Source organism: Litchfieldia alkalitelluris (genome assembly GCF_002019645.1).
Taxonomy (GTDB): Bacteria; Bacillota; Bacilli; order Bacillales; family Bacillaceae_L; genus Litchfieldia; species Litchfieldia alkalitelluris.
The window spans coordinates 217,976-232,033 of the sequence record NZ_KV917374.1; the positions used below are offsets into that span (position 1 = coordinate 217,976).

Genomic DNA, 14,058 nt, shown 5'->3' on the forward strand with positions numbered 1-14,058 from the left:
AAATTTATTCTTTAGTAACCGTATCTCTTACTTCATCTTCTCCAACAGGTGCACCATCTAATGCGATTCCATCGGATTGATTTTGTTCTTCATCATCTTCTGTATCACGCATTTCGATTTCTTTTTCATCCTCAGATAGAATTTTAACGTCCATTCCAAGTGATTGAAGCTCTTTCATAAGTACTTTAAATGACTCAGGAACACCAGGCTCCGGAACATTCTCACCCTTAACAATCGCTTCATAAGTTTTCACACGACCAACAACATCATCTGACTTAACAGTAAGTATTTCTTGCAATGTATATGCCGCACCATAAGCTTCAAGTGCCCATACCTCCATCTCACCAAAACGCTGACCACCAAATTGAGCTTTACCTCCAAGTGGTTGTTGTGTAACAAGTGAGTATGGTCCAGTAGAACGCGCATGTAGCTTATCATCAACCATGTGAGCTAGCTTAATCATATACATAACTCCAACGGATACACGGTTATCAAATGGCTCACCCGTTCTTCCATCATATAAAACCGTTTTTGCATCACGTGACATTCCAGCCTCTTGCAGAGTACCCCAAACATCTTCCTCACGAGCACCATCAAATACAGGTGAAGCAACATGAATACCAAGTGCTCTAGCAGCCATTCCTAAGTGAAGCTCAAGAACCTGCCCGATATTCATACGTGATGGAACTCCAAGTGGATTTAACATGATATCAATTGGTGTACCGTCTGGTAGATATGGCATATCTTCTTCAGGAAGAATCCTTGAGATTACCCCTTTGTTACCATGACGTCCTGCCATCTTATCTCCTTCAGAGATTTTACGTTTCTGAACGATATAAACACGGACTAATTGGTTAACTCCTGGTGGTAATTCATCACCATCTTCGCGGTTAAACACTTTTACATCTAAAACGATACCGCCACCACCATGTGGAACACGAAGTGATGTATCGCGTACTTCACGAGCTTTTTCACCAAAAATCGCATGTAATAGACGTTCTTCAGCAGTTAATTCTGTTACCCCTTTAGGTGTAACCTTACCAACAAGAAGGTCTCCGTCTTTCACTTCTGCACCAACCCGGATGATTCCACGCTCATCAAGATTTCTAAGAGCATCTTCACCGACATTTGGTATATCACGAGTAATTTCTTCAGGTCCTAATTTCGTATCACGTGACTCTGATTCATATTCTTCAATATGTATAGAAGTGTATACGTCATCTTTCACTAGTCTTTCACTCATGATAATTGCATCTTCATAGTTGTATCCATCCCATGTCATAAATCCAACAAGCACGTTACGACCTAATGCTAATTCACCTTTTTCCATTGATGGTCCATCTGCAAGGATTTCTCCTTTTACAACTTCATCACCAACTGAAACAATCGGACGTTGGTTATAACACATACCTTGGTTTGAACGGATAAACTTCATCATACGGTACTTATCTAAATCACCTTTGACTTTTTGCCCGTCAACCTCTGTATAACGTCTAACCCAAATTTGCTTGGCTTCAACACGTTCTACAATCCCTGGATGTTTACATATAACAGCTGCACCAGAATCTTTCGCTGATACGTGTTCCATACCTGTTCCGACAATTGGTGACTCAGGTTGCATTAGAGGAACTGCTTGACGTTGCATGTTCGCTCCCATTAGCGCACGGTTAGAGTCATCATTTTCTAAGAACGGAATACAAGCTGTCGCAGCAGAAACTACCTGCTTCGGTGAAACGTCCATATAATCAACGCGATCACGGTTAACAACAGTGTTTTCTCCACGGAAACGAGCAATAATATCTAAATCGATAAATGCCCCATCTTCAGCTAATCTAGCATTTGCTTGTGCAACAACATAGTTATCTTCTTCATCTGCAGTTAAGTAATCAATACGTGAAGTTACTTTACCCGTTTCAGGATCAACTCTTCTGTAAGGAGTTTCAATAAATCCGAATCGATTTACTTTCGCATATGATGATAATGAGTTAATTAATCCGATATTCGGTCCCTCTGGTGTTTCAATTGGACACATACGGCCATAGTGAGAGTAGTGAACGTCACGCACTTCAAATCCAGCACGTTCTCTCGTTAATCCACCAGGTCCTAATGCAGACAATCTACGTTTATGAGTCAATTCACCTAACGGATTCGTTTGATCCATGAACTGAGAAAGCTGTGAGCTTCCGAAAAACTCTTTCATAGATGCAATTACAGGACGAATATTAATTAGCTGTTGCGGTGTAATTGTAGCTGTGTCTTGAATTGACATTCTTTCACGAACCACACGTTCCATTCTAGATAATCCAATACGGAATTGGTTTTGAAGCAACTCACCAACAGAACGTAGACGACGATTACCTAAGTGATCAATATCATCTGTGTCTCCTACTTGATGTAACAAGTTAAAGAAGTAACTAATAGATGATAAGATATCAGCTTGAGTAATATTCTTGATTGACTCATCTGTATAAGCATTACCGATAACATTAATGACTAACTCACCATCAGGATCACTCGGAGCAAAAATTTTGATAGATTGAACTGTAGCATCCTCATTTAATACCCCACCAGTTGGTGTAATTGATTTGAATCCGATACCCGATTCCAAATTAGGGATAATGCGGTCTAGTGTTCTTCTATCTAATAGAGTACCTTTTTCAGCAATGATTTCACCTGTTTCACCATCAACTAGTGTTTCAGCCAGTCTTTGATTAAATAGACGATTTTTAATATGAAGCTTTTTATTTATCTTATAACGACCTACGTTTGCTAGGTCATAACGTTTTGGATCAAAGAAGCGTGATTCTAATAAGCTTTTTGCATTCTCTACTGTCGGTGGCTCACCAGGACGTAATCTTTCATAAATCTCAAGTAATGCCTTTTCAGTAGTTTCCGTATTGTCTTTATCAAGAGTATTTCTGAGATATTCATTTTCTCCAAATAAATCAAGAATTTCTTGATCAGAACCGAAACCAAGAGCACGCAAAAGAACCGTAACAGGTAATTTACGAGTACGATCGATGCGAACATATACAACATCCTTAGCATCAGTTTCATACTCTAGCCAAGCACCACGGTTTGGAATAACAGTTGCAGTAAAGCCACGCTTACCATTTTTATCTACTTTACCACTAAAATAAACACTTGGTGAACGAACCAATTGTGAAACAATAACACGTTCAGCACCATTGATAACAAACGTACCTGTTTCTGTCATTAATGGGAAATCTCCCATAAATACATCTTGGTCTTTAACTTCACCTGTTTCCTTATTAATCAAGCGCACCTTTACACGAAGTGGAGCAGAATACGTGACATCACGCTCTTTAGATTCTTCCACTGAATATTTAGGATCCCCTAAACTATAATCAATGAATTCTAGTGATAGGTTACCAGTAAAATCTTCAATCGGAGAAATATCCTGGAACATTTCTCTTAACCCCTCATCAAGGAACCATTGATAGGAAGAGGTTTGGATTTCGATAAGATTTGGTAATTCTAAAACTTCACTAATGCGAGCATAACTTCTTCGTTGGCGGTGTCGTCCATACTGAACTAGTTGACCTGTCAACTCATTCACCCCTCAAATCAAGCGTTTTTTAAATAAAGCTAGTAATTTAACATCTATAGTAGATTTGCTATAGACAAAAAGAAAAAGGGTTTCATACAAGAAAACCACATTTTTCATCTAACGTACTATTGATTTTATCAGTATTTCCATGCTTACTAATTATATACATATAAGTTTAAAATTAGTTACACATGAAAAAAATACATATTGGCATTTTTTAATGTTATCACAGGTAAAAATAACCGTCAACCTTTTTTTGATTTTATGATATAATATCCTTTCTTTTTTAAAACCACCTCTACACTAGAGTATATGGACTCTAATTTTTCTAACGCAGATGGAGCACCTTGCTTTTTTTGAATGACAACCCATAACTCACCACCAACCTTAAGGTGTTTATGGCTATTAGATAATATGTCATGAACAACGTGCTTTCCAGCTCGTATGGGCGGATTAGTGAGAATTGCAGCAAAATCTTCTGTCACAACATTCTCAAATAAATTACTTTGATATATCGCAACATTCTTAATCCCATTTACATCAGCATTTTGTTTCGATAAAGAAATCGCTCTTTCATTTACATCTATCATTTCTACTTTTCGATCATTGAATTCCTTGGCTAGAGACAAACCAATCGGGCCATAACCACAACCAACATCCAAAATTGAACCATCCACACTAGGTAGTTGAAAGGATTCTATTAATAATCTGGAACCAAAATCAACCTCTTTTTTCGAAAATACTCCACTGTCACTAGTAAATTGAAACTGATGACCTCTTAGTTCGAAGGATAAACGCATCGGTTTACTATCGACAGTAGGTTTATTCGAATAATAATGGTCACTCACATTTTCTACCTCCTTTTATAAAAAGAGATTATACCAAACGGTTTTTCTATACTGAAACTAATTGAAATAAACCATATGTAGTGTTTGTAATTCTATTATTTTTACTCACTTACAGGAAGTTTTTTGCTACTTTTGAAAAACAAGTTCTTTATTGATTTATAAGTTAATTGTAACCATATAAGTAATGATATGGCACCATTAACTTTACTTAGTTTTCAAAGAGCATATGATCTTTTATGAGGTAATCTATTTGAAGAATAAGGTGAAAAAAAGCTCGCATATATCGCGAGCTTTTCACAAACTTAAATTACTTAACTTCTACGCCAGCTCCAACTTCTTCAAGCTTAGCTTTGATTTCTTCAGCTTCTTCTTTAGCAATGCCTTCTTTAAGTGCCTTTGGAGCATTGTCAACAAGTTCTTTAGCTTCTTTTAAGCCAAGACCAGTGATTTCACGTACAACTTTGATAACTTTGATCTTTTGAGCACCAGCAGATGCAAGTACTACGTCAAATTCAGTTTGCTCAGCAGCAGCTTCACCAGCAGCAGCACCAGCTACAGCTACAGGAGCAGCAGCAGTTACACCAAATTCTTCTTCGATTGCTTTTACTAAGTCATTTAATTCTAAAACAGTCATATTTTTAACTGCTTCAATGATTTGTTCTTGAGTCATTGTATTTTTCCTCCTTGGAATATTTATAATATAGTTTCGAATTTTAAAAGATTGAATTGAATATTAAGCGCCTTGTTCTTCTTTTTGGTCCGCCACAGCTTTTGTAGCAAGAGCAAAGTTACGAATTGGAGCTTGAAGTACGCTAAGTAACATTGAAAGTAAACCTTCACGTGATGGAAGATCAGCAAGAGCTTTCACTTCTTCAACTGTTGCGATATTACCTTCGATGACACCAGCTTTAATTTCTAATGCTTCATGCTTTTTAGCAAAGTCATTAAGAATTTTAGCAGGAGCTACTACATCATCATTACTGAATGCAATTGCATTCGGACCAGTCAATGCTACATTAAGGCCTGCTAATTCAGCAGCTTCAGCCGCACGACGTGTCATTGTGTTTTTGTATACTTTAAAATCAATACCAGCTTCACGAAGTTGTTTACGTAGTTCAGTCACTTCACCAACTGTTAACCCACGATAGTCAACAACAATTGTTGATTTACTTTCACGAAGTTTCGTTTCGATTTCGGATACGATTTGTTTCTTTTGTTCTACCGCACTGCTCATTCTTACACCTCCTATAGTTTTATAAACACTTAAAATACCGATTCGGTGTAAAAGTATAAAAAACCTCTACGCCTTGCAGACGTAGAGGTGGTATATAGTAATTTAATCGCATATAATATGCTATCACTACACCTCGGCAGGCTATTAAGCTCATTTGACATAAGCACCTACTGTCTACGGTAAAAAAGTATTATTTTTTTAACAACAAAATCTATTATATTTAAAACTTAATTAAAAGTCAACTTCCATTATTTAACTGCTACGAAAGTAGAAGCATCAACTTTTACTCCAGGACCCATTGTAGAAGAAACAGCGACGTTCTTCATGTAAGTTCCTTTTGCAGCTGCTGGTTTAACCTTTAACATAGTTTCATAAATAGTTGTGAAGTTCTCAATTAATTTTTGATCATCAAATGAGATTTTTCCGATTGGAACATGGATGTTAGAAGATTTATCAACGCGGTATTCAACCTTACCAGCTTTGATTTCTTTAACAGCTTTATCTACATCAAAAGTAACTGTTCCAGTTTTAGGGTTTGGCATTAAACCTTTTGGTCCTAACACACGACCAAGTTTACCAACTTCACCCATCATGTCAGGTGTAGCTACGATTACATCAAAGTCAAACCAACCTTGAGTGATTTTTGCGATATAGTCAGTATCACCAACATAGTCAGCTCCAGCAGCTTCTGCTTCTTTCGCTTTCTCACCTTTAGCAAATACTAAAACCTTTTGAGTTTTACCTGTACCATTTGGAAGTACAACTGCTCCACGGATTTGTTGGTCAGCTTTCTTAGGGTCAACTCCTAAACGGAATGCAACTTCAACAGTAGCATCAAATTTAGCAGTGCTTGTTTTCTTTACTAATTCAATTGCTTCAGCAACTGAATAAACACTTGTACGATCTACTAATTTAGCAGCTTCAACGTACTTTTTACCTCTTTTAGCCATGATATTTCCTCCTCGATTGTGGTTTTAACGGATTTACCTCCCACGAATAAAGGTTGCGAACAGGTTATTCCCCTAGTAACGCAACCCCCAAAAAACATGTGACAAAAACATTAGGAATTAGTCTTCGATAACAATTCCCATGCTGCGTGCTGTTCCTTCAACCATACGCATTGCAGATTCAACACTTGCCGCATTTAAGTCAGGCATTTTTGTTTCTGCGATTTCGCGTACTTTGTCACGCTTAACTGTCGCTACTTTATTACGGTTTGGTTCACCAGAACCCGACTCGATACCAGCTGCTTTCTTTAAAAGAACTGCAGCAGGAGGAGTTTTCGTAATAAATGTAAATGAACGGTCCTCAAATACCGTGATTTCAACAGGGATGATCAATCCAGCTTGCTCAGCTGTACGTGCGTTAAATTCTTTACAGAATCCCATGATGTTAACACCTGCTTGACCTAGTGCTGGTCCAACTGGCGGCGCTGGGTTAGCTTTTCCAGCAGGGATTTGTAATTTAACCATTTTAATTACTTTTTTAGCCACGGTACACACCTCCTTAAAGTCCGTGATGTGGTAATAGGGGTTTTCCCTCCCACTCATCTCTTTATATAAAGATAATTTTATTATCCTTACATGTCTTGGTCATGTCTTTTAGACATACTGACCTTTGAAATTTTACCACTTCACGAAATAGATTTCAAGTTTTTTTGTAATTTTTATTTTGAATCACTTTTTCTAGGGCTTGTCTACCCCGAAAAAAGAAATGCGGAAGGCGCTCGTTCATCGGCGACAGGCATAAGACGAGCCGGCTAGAAGGTTGCTTTTTAACCTTCTAGGGTGGATTGACTTATGACCTGAGAGCCGATAGCGCCTGAAGCTAGACACTAAGCTAAGTATAATTTTTCATACTCCATGGTGCTAATTTTAGTTAGCATGGATGTCCTGAAAATAACTGGGAGTAGCAAGTTCCATGCGCTGCGATCCACTCGCGGGATACCGCGGGGTGATCCGTGAGCCTCCTCGTCGCCTCGGGGCTCCTGCGGGGTCTCACGAGACCACTAGATCCCGCAGGAGTCAAGTGGCTCTCCGCACATTTCACAATTAGTAAGTACACTTTCATTTACCATGGTACGATAAAACTAGCACGGGAATCGAATTTGGAAAATTTTGTGTAATTAGAGTTTTTCAATTTGAGCAAAGTCTAATTCAACAGGTGTTTCACGGCCAAACATATTTACATGAACCTTGACCTTATGCTTATCAAGATCAATATCTTCAATAGTTCCTGTAAAGTTTGCAAAAGGACCTTCGTTCACTCGAACCGTTTCTTTTAATTCAAAGTCTACTTCAACTTGCTTTTCGTCTACACCCATTCTCTTTAGCAATGTAGTAACCTCTTCTGGCAAAAGTGGGGTAGGCTTTGAACCAGAACCAGAAGATCCAACAAATCCTGTTACTCCTGGGGTATTACGAACTACATACCATGAATCATCTGTCATGATGATCTCAACTAAGACGTAGCCAGGGAATACTTTTTTCTTAACAACTTTTTTCTTGCCATTTTTAATCTCTGTCTCTTCTTCTTCTGGTACAACCACTCGGAAGATCTTATCTTGCATAGCCATTGATTCTACACGCTTTTCAAGATTTGCCTTAACTTTATTTTCATAGCCCGAATACGTATGTACAACATACCAATTTTTTTCCATTCATTAGGACACTAAGGTCCTTCCCTCCCCTAATTTAAATATCAGGTTTTGTAATAGAAACGTGCAAGCACCCATGATGCGATATCTGAACTTGATCTACTCCTCCGGATCATGAGGGTCCGGAAATCTAGGATAGTAATTCATTTATAAGACTTATTATGTAGATGGTAGTGAAGCCCATAATCGCTAGGCACTGAAATTAGACACCATATCTATTATACATTTCATACTTTTTGCTTGAATTAAAAAAAACCCGTAAGTTGGGTTTTTTTGTTTCCTTATTTAACAATCATTATACCATGAATGAATATGACTTATTCAAGTACTAAACGAATAATTTCAGAAATACCCGTATCAATTAATGCGAAAAACACAGTAACAAACGTAATTGTAGATAGTACAACAATTGTATAACGAGTTAATTCTTTTCTTTTCGGCCAGCTGACTTTTTTCATTTCACGGGCAACACTTCGGAAAAACTTTACTAGACGCTGCATTATTTACCTCCAACAATTTTAGCAAATTCTATTTAGTCTCACGGTGTACAGTATGGTTATTACATGTTTTGCAAAACTTTTTTATTTCAAGGCGCTCATTGGCACTTTCAGTGTTTTTCATTGTCGTATAGTTTCGACTACCGCAATCAACACAAGCTAATACAATCTTCTTTCGCATAAAGCACCTTCTTAATTACTGAAAATAATAAATGTATAAATTCTTTAAAAATGTAACATAAGCTTGTTCTTAATGTCAATACTCGCAGAAAACGCTTTAACAGCTATATTTTAACATCAAAACTCTAATTATAAGCTAATTTCTCTAATCTCCAGGTAGCGTTCAAGCTTTCGTTTTACTCGCTGCAATGCATTATCAATGGATTTGACATGCCTATTTAAATCCTCAGATATCTCCTGATATGATCGTCCATCGAGATAAAGTGCCAGAACTTTCCTCTCTAAGTCACTTAAAAGCTCTGCCATTTTAACTTCAATATCGTCAAACTTTTCTTGGTTAATAAATAGTTCTTCCGGATCCAATATTTTTGCTCCAGAAATCACATCCATCAAGGTTCGATCTGATTCCTCATCATAGATTGGTTTATCTAGAGAAACATAAGAATTTAGCGGAATATGCTTTTGTCTTGTAGCTGTTTTAATCGCAGTTATAATTTGTCTAGTAATGCAGAGTTCTGCAAATGCCTTAAATGAGGTAAGCTTGTCCTCTTTAAAGTCACGAATCGCTTTATAAAGTCCAATCATACCCTCTTGAACAATATCCTCTCGGTCTGCTCCTATAAGAAAATAAGAACGAGCTTTTGCACGAACGAAATTTTTATACTTGTTAATAAGGTAATCGAGCGCATCACTTTCACCAGAATGAACTAGTTCTACAACTTCTTCATCTTCTAATCGTTCATACACTGTGTTGACTTTTCCATTGAAGTTTGAAATCACGTCGATCCCTCCGACCGGACTTATAGATAGCAATATTATACAGGAAATTTTTTCAACACGTCAACAGGTCACTTTTCTCCACGGCGCCATTTTTCAAAAATTTCAGCCACTTCATCAGTAAGAGGAATTTTGGAAGAGCTTTTTTTTTGGTAGGTTTTTTGGACCTTCTTTTCAATTCCTTTTTCAATTAGTCCCATTTCTGTCAAGAGCTCACGCGCTGATTTACGTAAGGCACCTTGTCCAAAAATTGCCCATTGCTCTGTGTAATCGGATGTAGCAACATGAATTTGAGTACGCCGATCACTAAGTTCTTGGGCCAATTTTTCAATTCGTTCATCTGCTGTTTCGTTCTCTCTTGTAAAAATCACTTCAACTTTGTGATTTTTACTTTTCTTTTCCGTTCCCTGTCTGAGGTGGGCATCAAATACGATAATGACTCTGTAACCAGTATAAGCTTGGTATTCTGCCATTTTTTCAATCAGTACGTTTCGTGCCTGTGAAAAGTCTATGGTTTTTAATTTCCGCAAATCTGGCCAAGCTCCAATAATGTTATATCCATCAACAATGAGGATATCCATGACTTTTAGTCACCTAGTGGGTTTCGTTTTCGAAATACCTCATACATTAAGAGACTAGCTGCGACAGATGCATTTAACGATGTAACCTTACCCTTCATTGGAAGTCTAATTAAGAAGTCACATTTATCTTTTATCAGCCTTCCGATTCCCTTCCCTTCACTACCAATAACAAGTGCTAGAGGCATTTCTCCATCGATATTACGATAGTCATCCTTACCTGATGCATCTGTTCCAATTACCCAAACTCCTCTTTCTTTTAACTCGTCAATTGTCCTTGCTAAGTTTGTCACACGTGCAACTGGTATATATTCGATCGCTCCTGTGGATGCTTTTGCAACCGTAGCCGTTAAACCAACCGCTCTTCTTTTTGGAATGATGACACCATGTGCACCTGAAGCATCTGCTGTCCGTAAGATAGATCCCAAATTATGAGGATCTTCTAGTTCATCTAGTAAAAGAAAGAAAGGCTTTTCCCCCTTTTCTTCAGCAAGTTTAAATAAATCCTCTATTTCCGCATATTCGTATGCTGCGACTTGTGCGATAACACCTTGGTGGTTTCCTTCAACCATCTGATCTATTTTCTTTTTGGGAACAAATTGAAGTAAAACACCTTTGTCGTTTGCTAAATTGATAATAACGCTCATTGAGCCTTTTTGTGAGCCTTCTGCAATTAAGATTTTGTTAATTTCTCTTTCGGATTTAAGGGCTTCACTTACAGGATTTCTTCCAATAATAAAATCTGATGCCACTTTTTGTTCCTCCTTTCGTATAATAAGTTATTTATGTATCACTTTGATTGAAATAAAAGAACTTCGGAGATTTGTTCTGCCCTAAAGATACCCAGTTGAGCCATTCAACATGGTGCGAATACTTCATTAGCATCGAGGTCTACTCTGAAAACATCCTTTATTGATCAATAAATTCAAATGCAGCTTCTATGATTTCTTCTAATCTGTCTACATTCTGTGTTAGGTGGTAGTAACCCATCAACGCTTCAAAAGATGTACTGTATCTATAGGTTTGGACGTCTGTATTCTTTGGAACGGTTCCGCTTTTAGCGTTTCGGCCTCTGCGCAAAACCCCTTGTTCTTCCTCAGTAAAAAATTCACGCTCGATTAAATGATGTAATATAGAGCTTTGTGCTTTAGCAGATACAAACCGTTTGGCTATTTTATGCAAATCATTAGGTCTTACTGTCCCTTTAGAAAGTAGATGGTGACGGACATACTTTTCATAAACCGCATCTCCCATATAAGCTAAAGCTAGACTATTTAATTGTTTGGCATCAATGTTTGATGTGTCTAGTAGCATTTATTAACCTCTTTTCCAACGGGTTCCCTGTGGAGTGTCCTCTAAAATCACATTTTTTTCTTTCAATTCATCTCGGATTTGATCTGATAGAGCAAAATCTCGATTCTTTCGTGCTTCAATACGTTTTTGAATTAGAGCTTCAATTTCTTCATCTAGTAAATCGTTCTCAGGGCTTATCTCTAATCCTAACACATTAAACAGTTCTTCAAATTCCTTGATAAAAGCCTCGATCACAACGCTCGCTGTATTTTTTGATTGAAGGTAGTAATTTGCTTGTTTAGATAACTCAAAAAGTATTGAAATCGCATTAGCTGTATTAAAATCATCATCCATTACAGTAATAAACTCTTCTCTTAAATTAGCTAATTTTCCAAACCATTCTTGATCATCTGTTGTTAAATTTGAACTACTTTCTTTTCTATGAAGTAAGTTTGTGTAAGATGTTTTGATTCGATCTAACCCTTTTTTCGTACTTTCAAGTAATTCCTCATTATAGTTAATTGGATGTCTATAGTGGACTGAAAGCATAAAGAATCGAATTAACTGCGGGTCATGCTGCTTAATAATGTCATGTACTAGAATGAAATTACCTAGTGATTTTGACATTTTTTCATTATCAATATTAATATACCCATTGTGCATCCAATAATTAGCAAAGGTCTTTTCGTTTATCGCTTCTGATTGGGCAATTTCATTTTCATGGTGAGGGAATGCTAAATCTTGGCCACCTGCATGAATATCAATGGTTTCACCCAAGTACTTTTTAGCCATTGCAGAACACTCAATATGCCAGCCAGGTCGACCCTCTCCCCAAGGACTTTCCCAAGAAATTTCTCCTGGTTTCGCATTTTTCCATAAAACAAAATCTAGGGCATCCTCTTTTTTATCACCAACTTCAATTCTTGCTCCTACCTTTAAATCATCAATTGATTGGTGACTCAATTTTCCATAGCCATCAAACGATTTTGTGCGGTAATATACGTCACCACCCGCTTCATAGGCATATCCCTTTTCGATAAGAGCCTGAATGAAATCAATGATAATATCAATACTTTCAGTTACTCTAGGGTGGACAGTTGCTTTTTTGCACCCTAATGCTGAAACATCTTCAAAATACGCATTAATGAAGCGCTCTGCGATCGTTGGCACATCCTCCCCTAGCTCATTCGCTGCTTTAATTAACTTATCGTCAACATCGGTAAAATTCGAGACAAAATTCACATCATAACCGCGGAATTCAAAGTAACGTCTCACCGTATCAAAAACAATCGCAGGACGTGCATTCCCAATATGAATATAGTTATAGACAGTTGGGCCACATACATACATTTTAACTTTATTTTCTTCTAATGGTTTGAACAATTCTTTTTTTCTAGTAAGTGTGTTATATATTTGAATGGACATTTTTTGCTTCCCCTTTCTTAAGCTCAGCTTTTAATTGACTTAGTTCAAGCTCAAGTTCTTTCATTCGGTCTGAGATTGGGTCTGGAACATCACAATGGTTTAGTTTATTAATTCTTACTCCATTCTGAATAACCACTCTTCCCTTAATACCTACAACAGTTGAATTGGGCGGCACATCATTTAGTACTACTGCTCCTGCTCCAACCTTTGAATTTTCGCCAATCGTAATAGACCCTAACACTTTAGCTCCAGTTGCTATCAGTGCATTATCCTTTATTGTTGGATGTCTCTTACCCTTTTCTTTTCCTGTTCCTCCTAAGGTTACCCCTTGAAATACAGTAACATTATCTCCAATTTCACAAGTTTCCCCAATTACTACTCCCATGCCATGGTCTATAAAAAAACGTTTTCCTATCTTTGCTCCGGGGTGAATTTCTATTCCAGTAAAAAATCTACTAACCTGAGAGATAAACCTTGCTAGGAAAAATAAATTTTTCTTATAAAAACCATGCGCTAGTCGATGAAACCAAATCGCATGTAATCCTGAGTAAGTAAGAATTACCTCAAGATGAGTCCTTGCTGCAGGGTCTTGTTCGAACACAACCTCAATATCTTCCTTCATTCTACGAAACATTTTCTCCACTCCCCATCTGAAAAAAACATAAGGCTTCTACCCCTCGGCGGATGTTATAAGATACATTGTCTTATTAAACCAACCAATAGAGCCTTAAGTTAGCCCCATATCATATTAACGAAAACACTAAGATATGATAAATAAGAATACAAAAACGCCTCTGTGAATATCACAGAGACGTAGTATACGCGGTTCCACTCTGTTTAGGTGAAATTTTTAGTATATATCACCTCAACTTATGCCCCTGTAACGGAGGGTGGCCGCTTTTACCTACTCATACAAATGTATTTTCAACAAAAGACTCAAAGGTGCATTTCAAAAAACATTTTAACTTAAACCACTTTCAGCCGGTGATGGTTCTCTCT

At 37.4% G+C, this 14,058-nt stretch carries 15 protein-coding genes and 2 other annotated features (1 of these 17 running past the window's edge); all 15 genes read right to left on the reverse strand.

The window, feature by feature from the left end; genetic code table 11:
- Positions 1 to 4 precede the first annotated feature (4 nt).
- The 15 genes from rpoB to cysE all read right to left on the reverse strand — a co-directional run bounded on the left by rpoB (position 5) and on the right by cysE (position 13,693).
- Positions 5 to 3,571, reverse strand: coding sequence for a DNA-directed RNA polymerase subunit beta (gene rpoB, locus BK579_RS01140; RefSeq protein ID WP_078543154.1), 3,567 nt, complete (start codon positions 3,569 to 3,571; stop codon positions 5 to 7).
- Positions 3,572 to 3,816: 245 nt separating this feature from the next.
- Positions 3,817 to 4,419: a class I SAM-dependent methyltransferase gene (locus BK579_RS01145; protein WP_078543155.1), complete on the reverse strand. Its 603-nt coding sequence runs from the start codon at positions 4,417 to 4,419 to the stop codon at positions 3,817 to 3,819.
- A 307-nt stretch (positions 4,420 to 4,726) separates the two neighbouring features.
- Positions 4,727 to 5,089: a 50S ribosomal protein L7/L12 gene (gene rplL / locus BK579_RS01150; protein ID WP_078543156.1), complete on the reverse strand. Its 363-nt coding sequence runs from the start codon at positions 5,087 to 5,089 to the stop codon at positions 4,727 to 4,729.
- A 63-nt stretch (positions 5,090 to 5,152) separates the two neighbouring features.
- Positions 5,153 to 5,653 carry a 50S ribosomal protein L10 gene (gene rplJ / locus BK579_RS01155; RefSeq protein WP_078543157.1) on the reverse strand — a complete coding sequence of 167 codons (501 nt, stop codon included), beginning with the start codon at positions 5,651 to 5,653 and terminating at the stop codon, positions 5,153 to 5,155.
- A 48-nt stretch (positions 5,654 to 5,701) separates the two neighbouring features.
- Positions 5,702 to 5,851: a sequence feature (ribosomal protein L10 leader region), on the reverse strand.
- 50 nt (positions 5,852 to 5,901) lie between these two features.
- Complete coding sequence (gene rplA, locus BK579_RS01160; protein ID WP_078543158.1) at positions 5,902 to 6,603, reverse strand: 50S ribosomal protein L1; 702 nt, start codon at positions 6,601 to 6,603, stop codon at positions 5,902 to 5,904.
- A 117-nt stretch (positions 6,604 to 6,720) separates the two neighbouring features.
- Entirely contained in the window at positions 6,721 to 7,146 is a 426-nt protein-coding gene (gene rplK, locus BK579_RS01165) for a 50S ribosomal protein L11 (RefSeq protein WP_090859062.1), read from the reverse strand.
- Positions 7,147 to 7,778: 632 nt separating this feature from the next.
- Positions 7,779 to 8,312, reverse strand: a complete 534-nt coding sequence (gene nusG / locus BK579_RS01170) for a transcription termination/antitermination protein NusG (protein WP_078543159.1) — start codon at positions 8,310 to 8,312, stop codon at positions 7,779 to 7,781.
- Positions 8,313 to 8,626: 314 nt separating this feature from the next.
- Positions 8,627 to 8,809 (reverse strand): preprotein translocase subunit SecE, encoded by a 183-nt coding sequence (gene secE / locus BK579_RS01175; RefSeq protein WP_078543160.1) that lies wholly within the window; start codon positions 8,807 to 8,809, stop codon positions 8,627 to 8,629.
- A 28-nt stretch (positions 8,810 to 8,837) separates the two neighbouring features.
- Positions 8,838 to 8,987, reverse strand: a complete 150-nt coding sequence (gene rpmG / locus BK579_RS01180) for a 50S ribosomal protein L33 (protein WP_078543161.1) — start codon at positions 8,985 to 8,987, stop codon at positions 8,838 to 8,840.
- A 128-nt stretch (positions 8,988 to 9,115) separates the two neighbouring features.
- Positions 9,116 to 9,766 (reverse strand): RNA polymerase sporulation sigma factor SigH, encoded by a 651-nt coding sequence (gene sigH / locus BK579_RS01185; protein WP_078543162.1) that lies wholly within the window; start codon positions 9,764 to 9,766, stop codon positions 9,116 to 9,118.
- Positions 9,767 to 9,834: 68 nt separating this feature from the next.
- Complete coding sequence (locus tag BK579_RS01190) at positions 9,835 to 10,344, reverse strand: NYN domain-containing protein (protein WP_078543163.1); 510 nt, start codon at positions 10,342 to 10,344, stop codon at positions 9,835 to 9,837.
- Between the two features lie 5 nt (positions 10,345 to 10,349).
- Positions 10,350 to 11,093 carry a 23S rRNA (guanosine(2251)-2'-O)-methyltransferase RlmB gene (gene rlmB / locus BK579_RS01195; RefSeq protein WP_078543164.1) on the reverse strand — a complete coding sequence of 248 codons (744 nt, stop codon included), beginning with the start codon at positions 11,091 to 11,093 and terminating at the stop codon, positions 10,350 to 10,352.
- Positions 11,094 to 11,250: 157 nt separating this feature from the next.
- The gene (locus BK579_RS01200; protein ID WP_078543165.1) at positions 11,251 to 11,655 is read right to left on the reverse strand and encodes a Mini-ribonuclease 3; all 405 of its coding nucleotides are present in this window, start codon (positions 11,653 to 11,655) and stop codon (positions 11,251 to 11,253) included.
- Between the two features lie 3 nt (positions 11,656 to 11,658).
- The gene (cysS, locus tag BK579_RS01205; RefSeq protein ID WP_078543166.1) at positions 11,659 to 13,059 is read right to left on the reverse strand and encodes a cysteine--tRNA ligase; all 1,401 of its coding nucleotides are present in this window, start codon (positions 13,057 to 13,059) and stop codon (positions 11,659 to 11,661) included.
- Positions 13,040 to 13,693, reverse strand: a complete 654-nt coding sequence (cysE, locus tag BK579_RS01210) for a serine O-acetyltransferase (protein WP_078543167.1) — start codon at positions 13,691 to 13,693, stop codon at positions 13,040 to 13,042. The genes cysS and cysE overlap by 20 nt, the downstream gene beginning before the upstream one ends.
- A gap of 170 nt (positions 13,694 to 13,863) precedes the next feature.
- Positions 13,864 to 14,058 (reverse strand) — a binding site (T-box leader) (it continues 42 nt past the right edge of the window).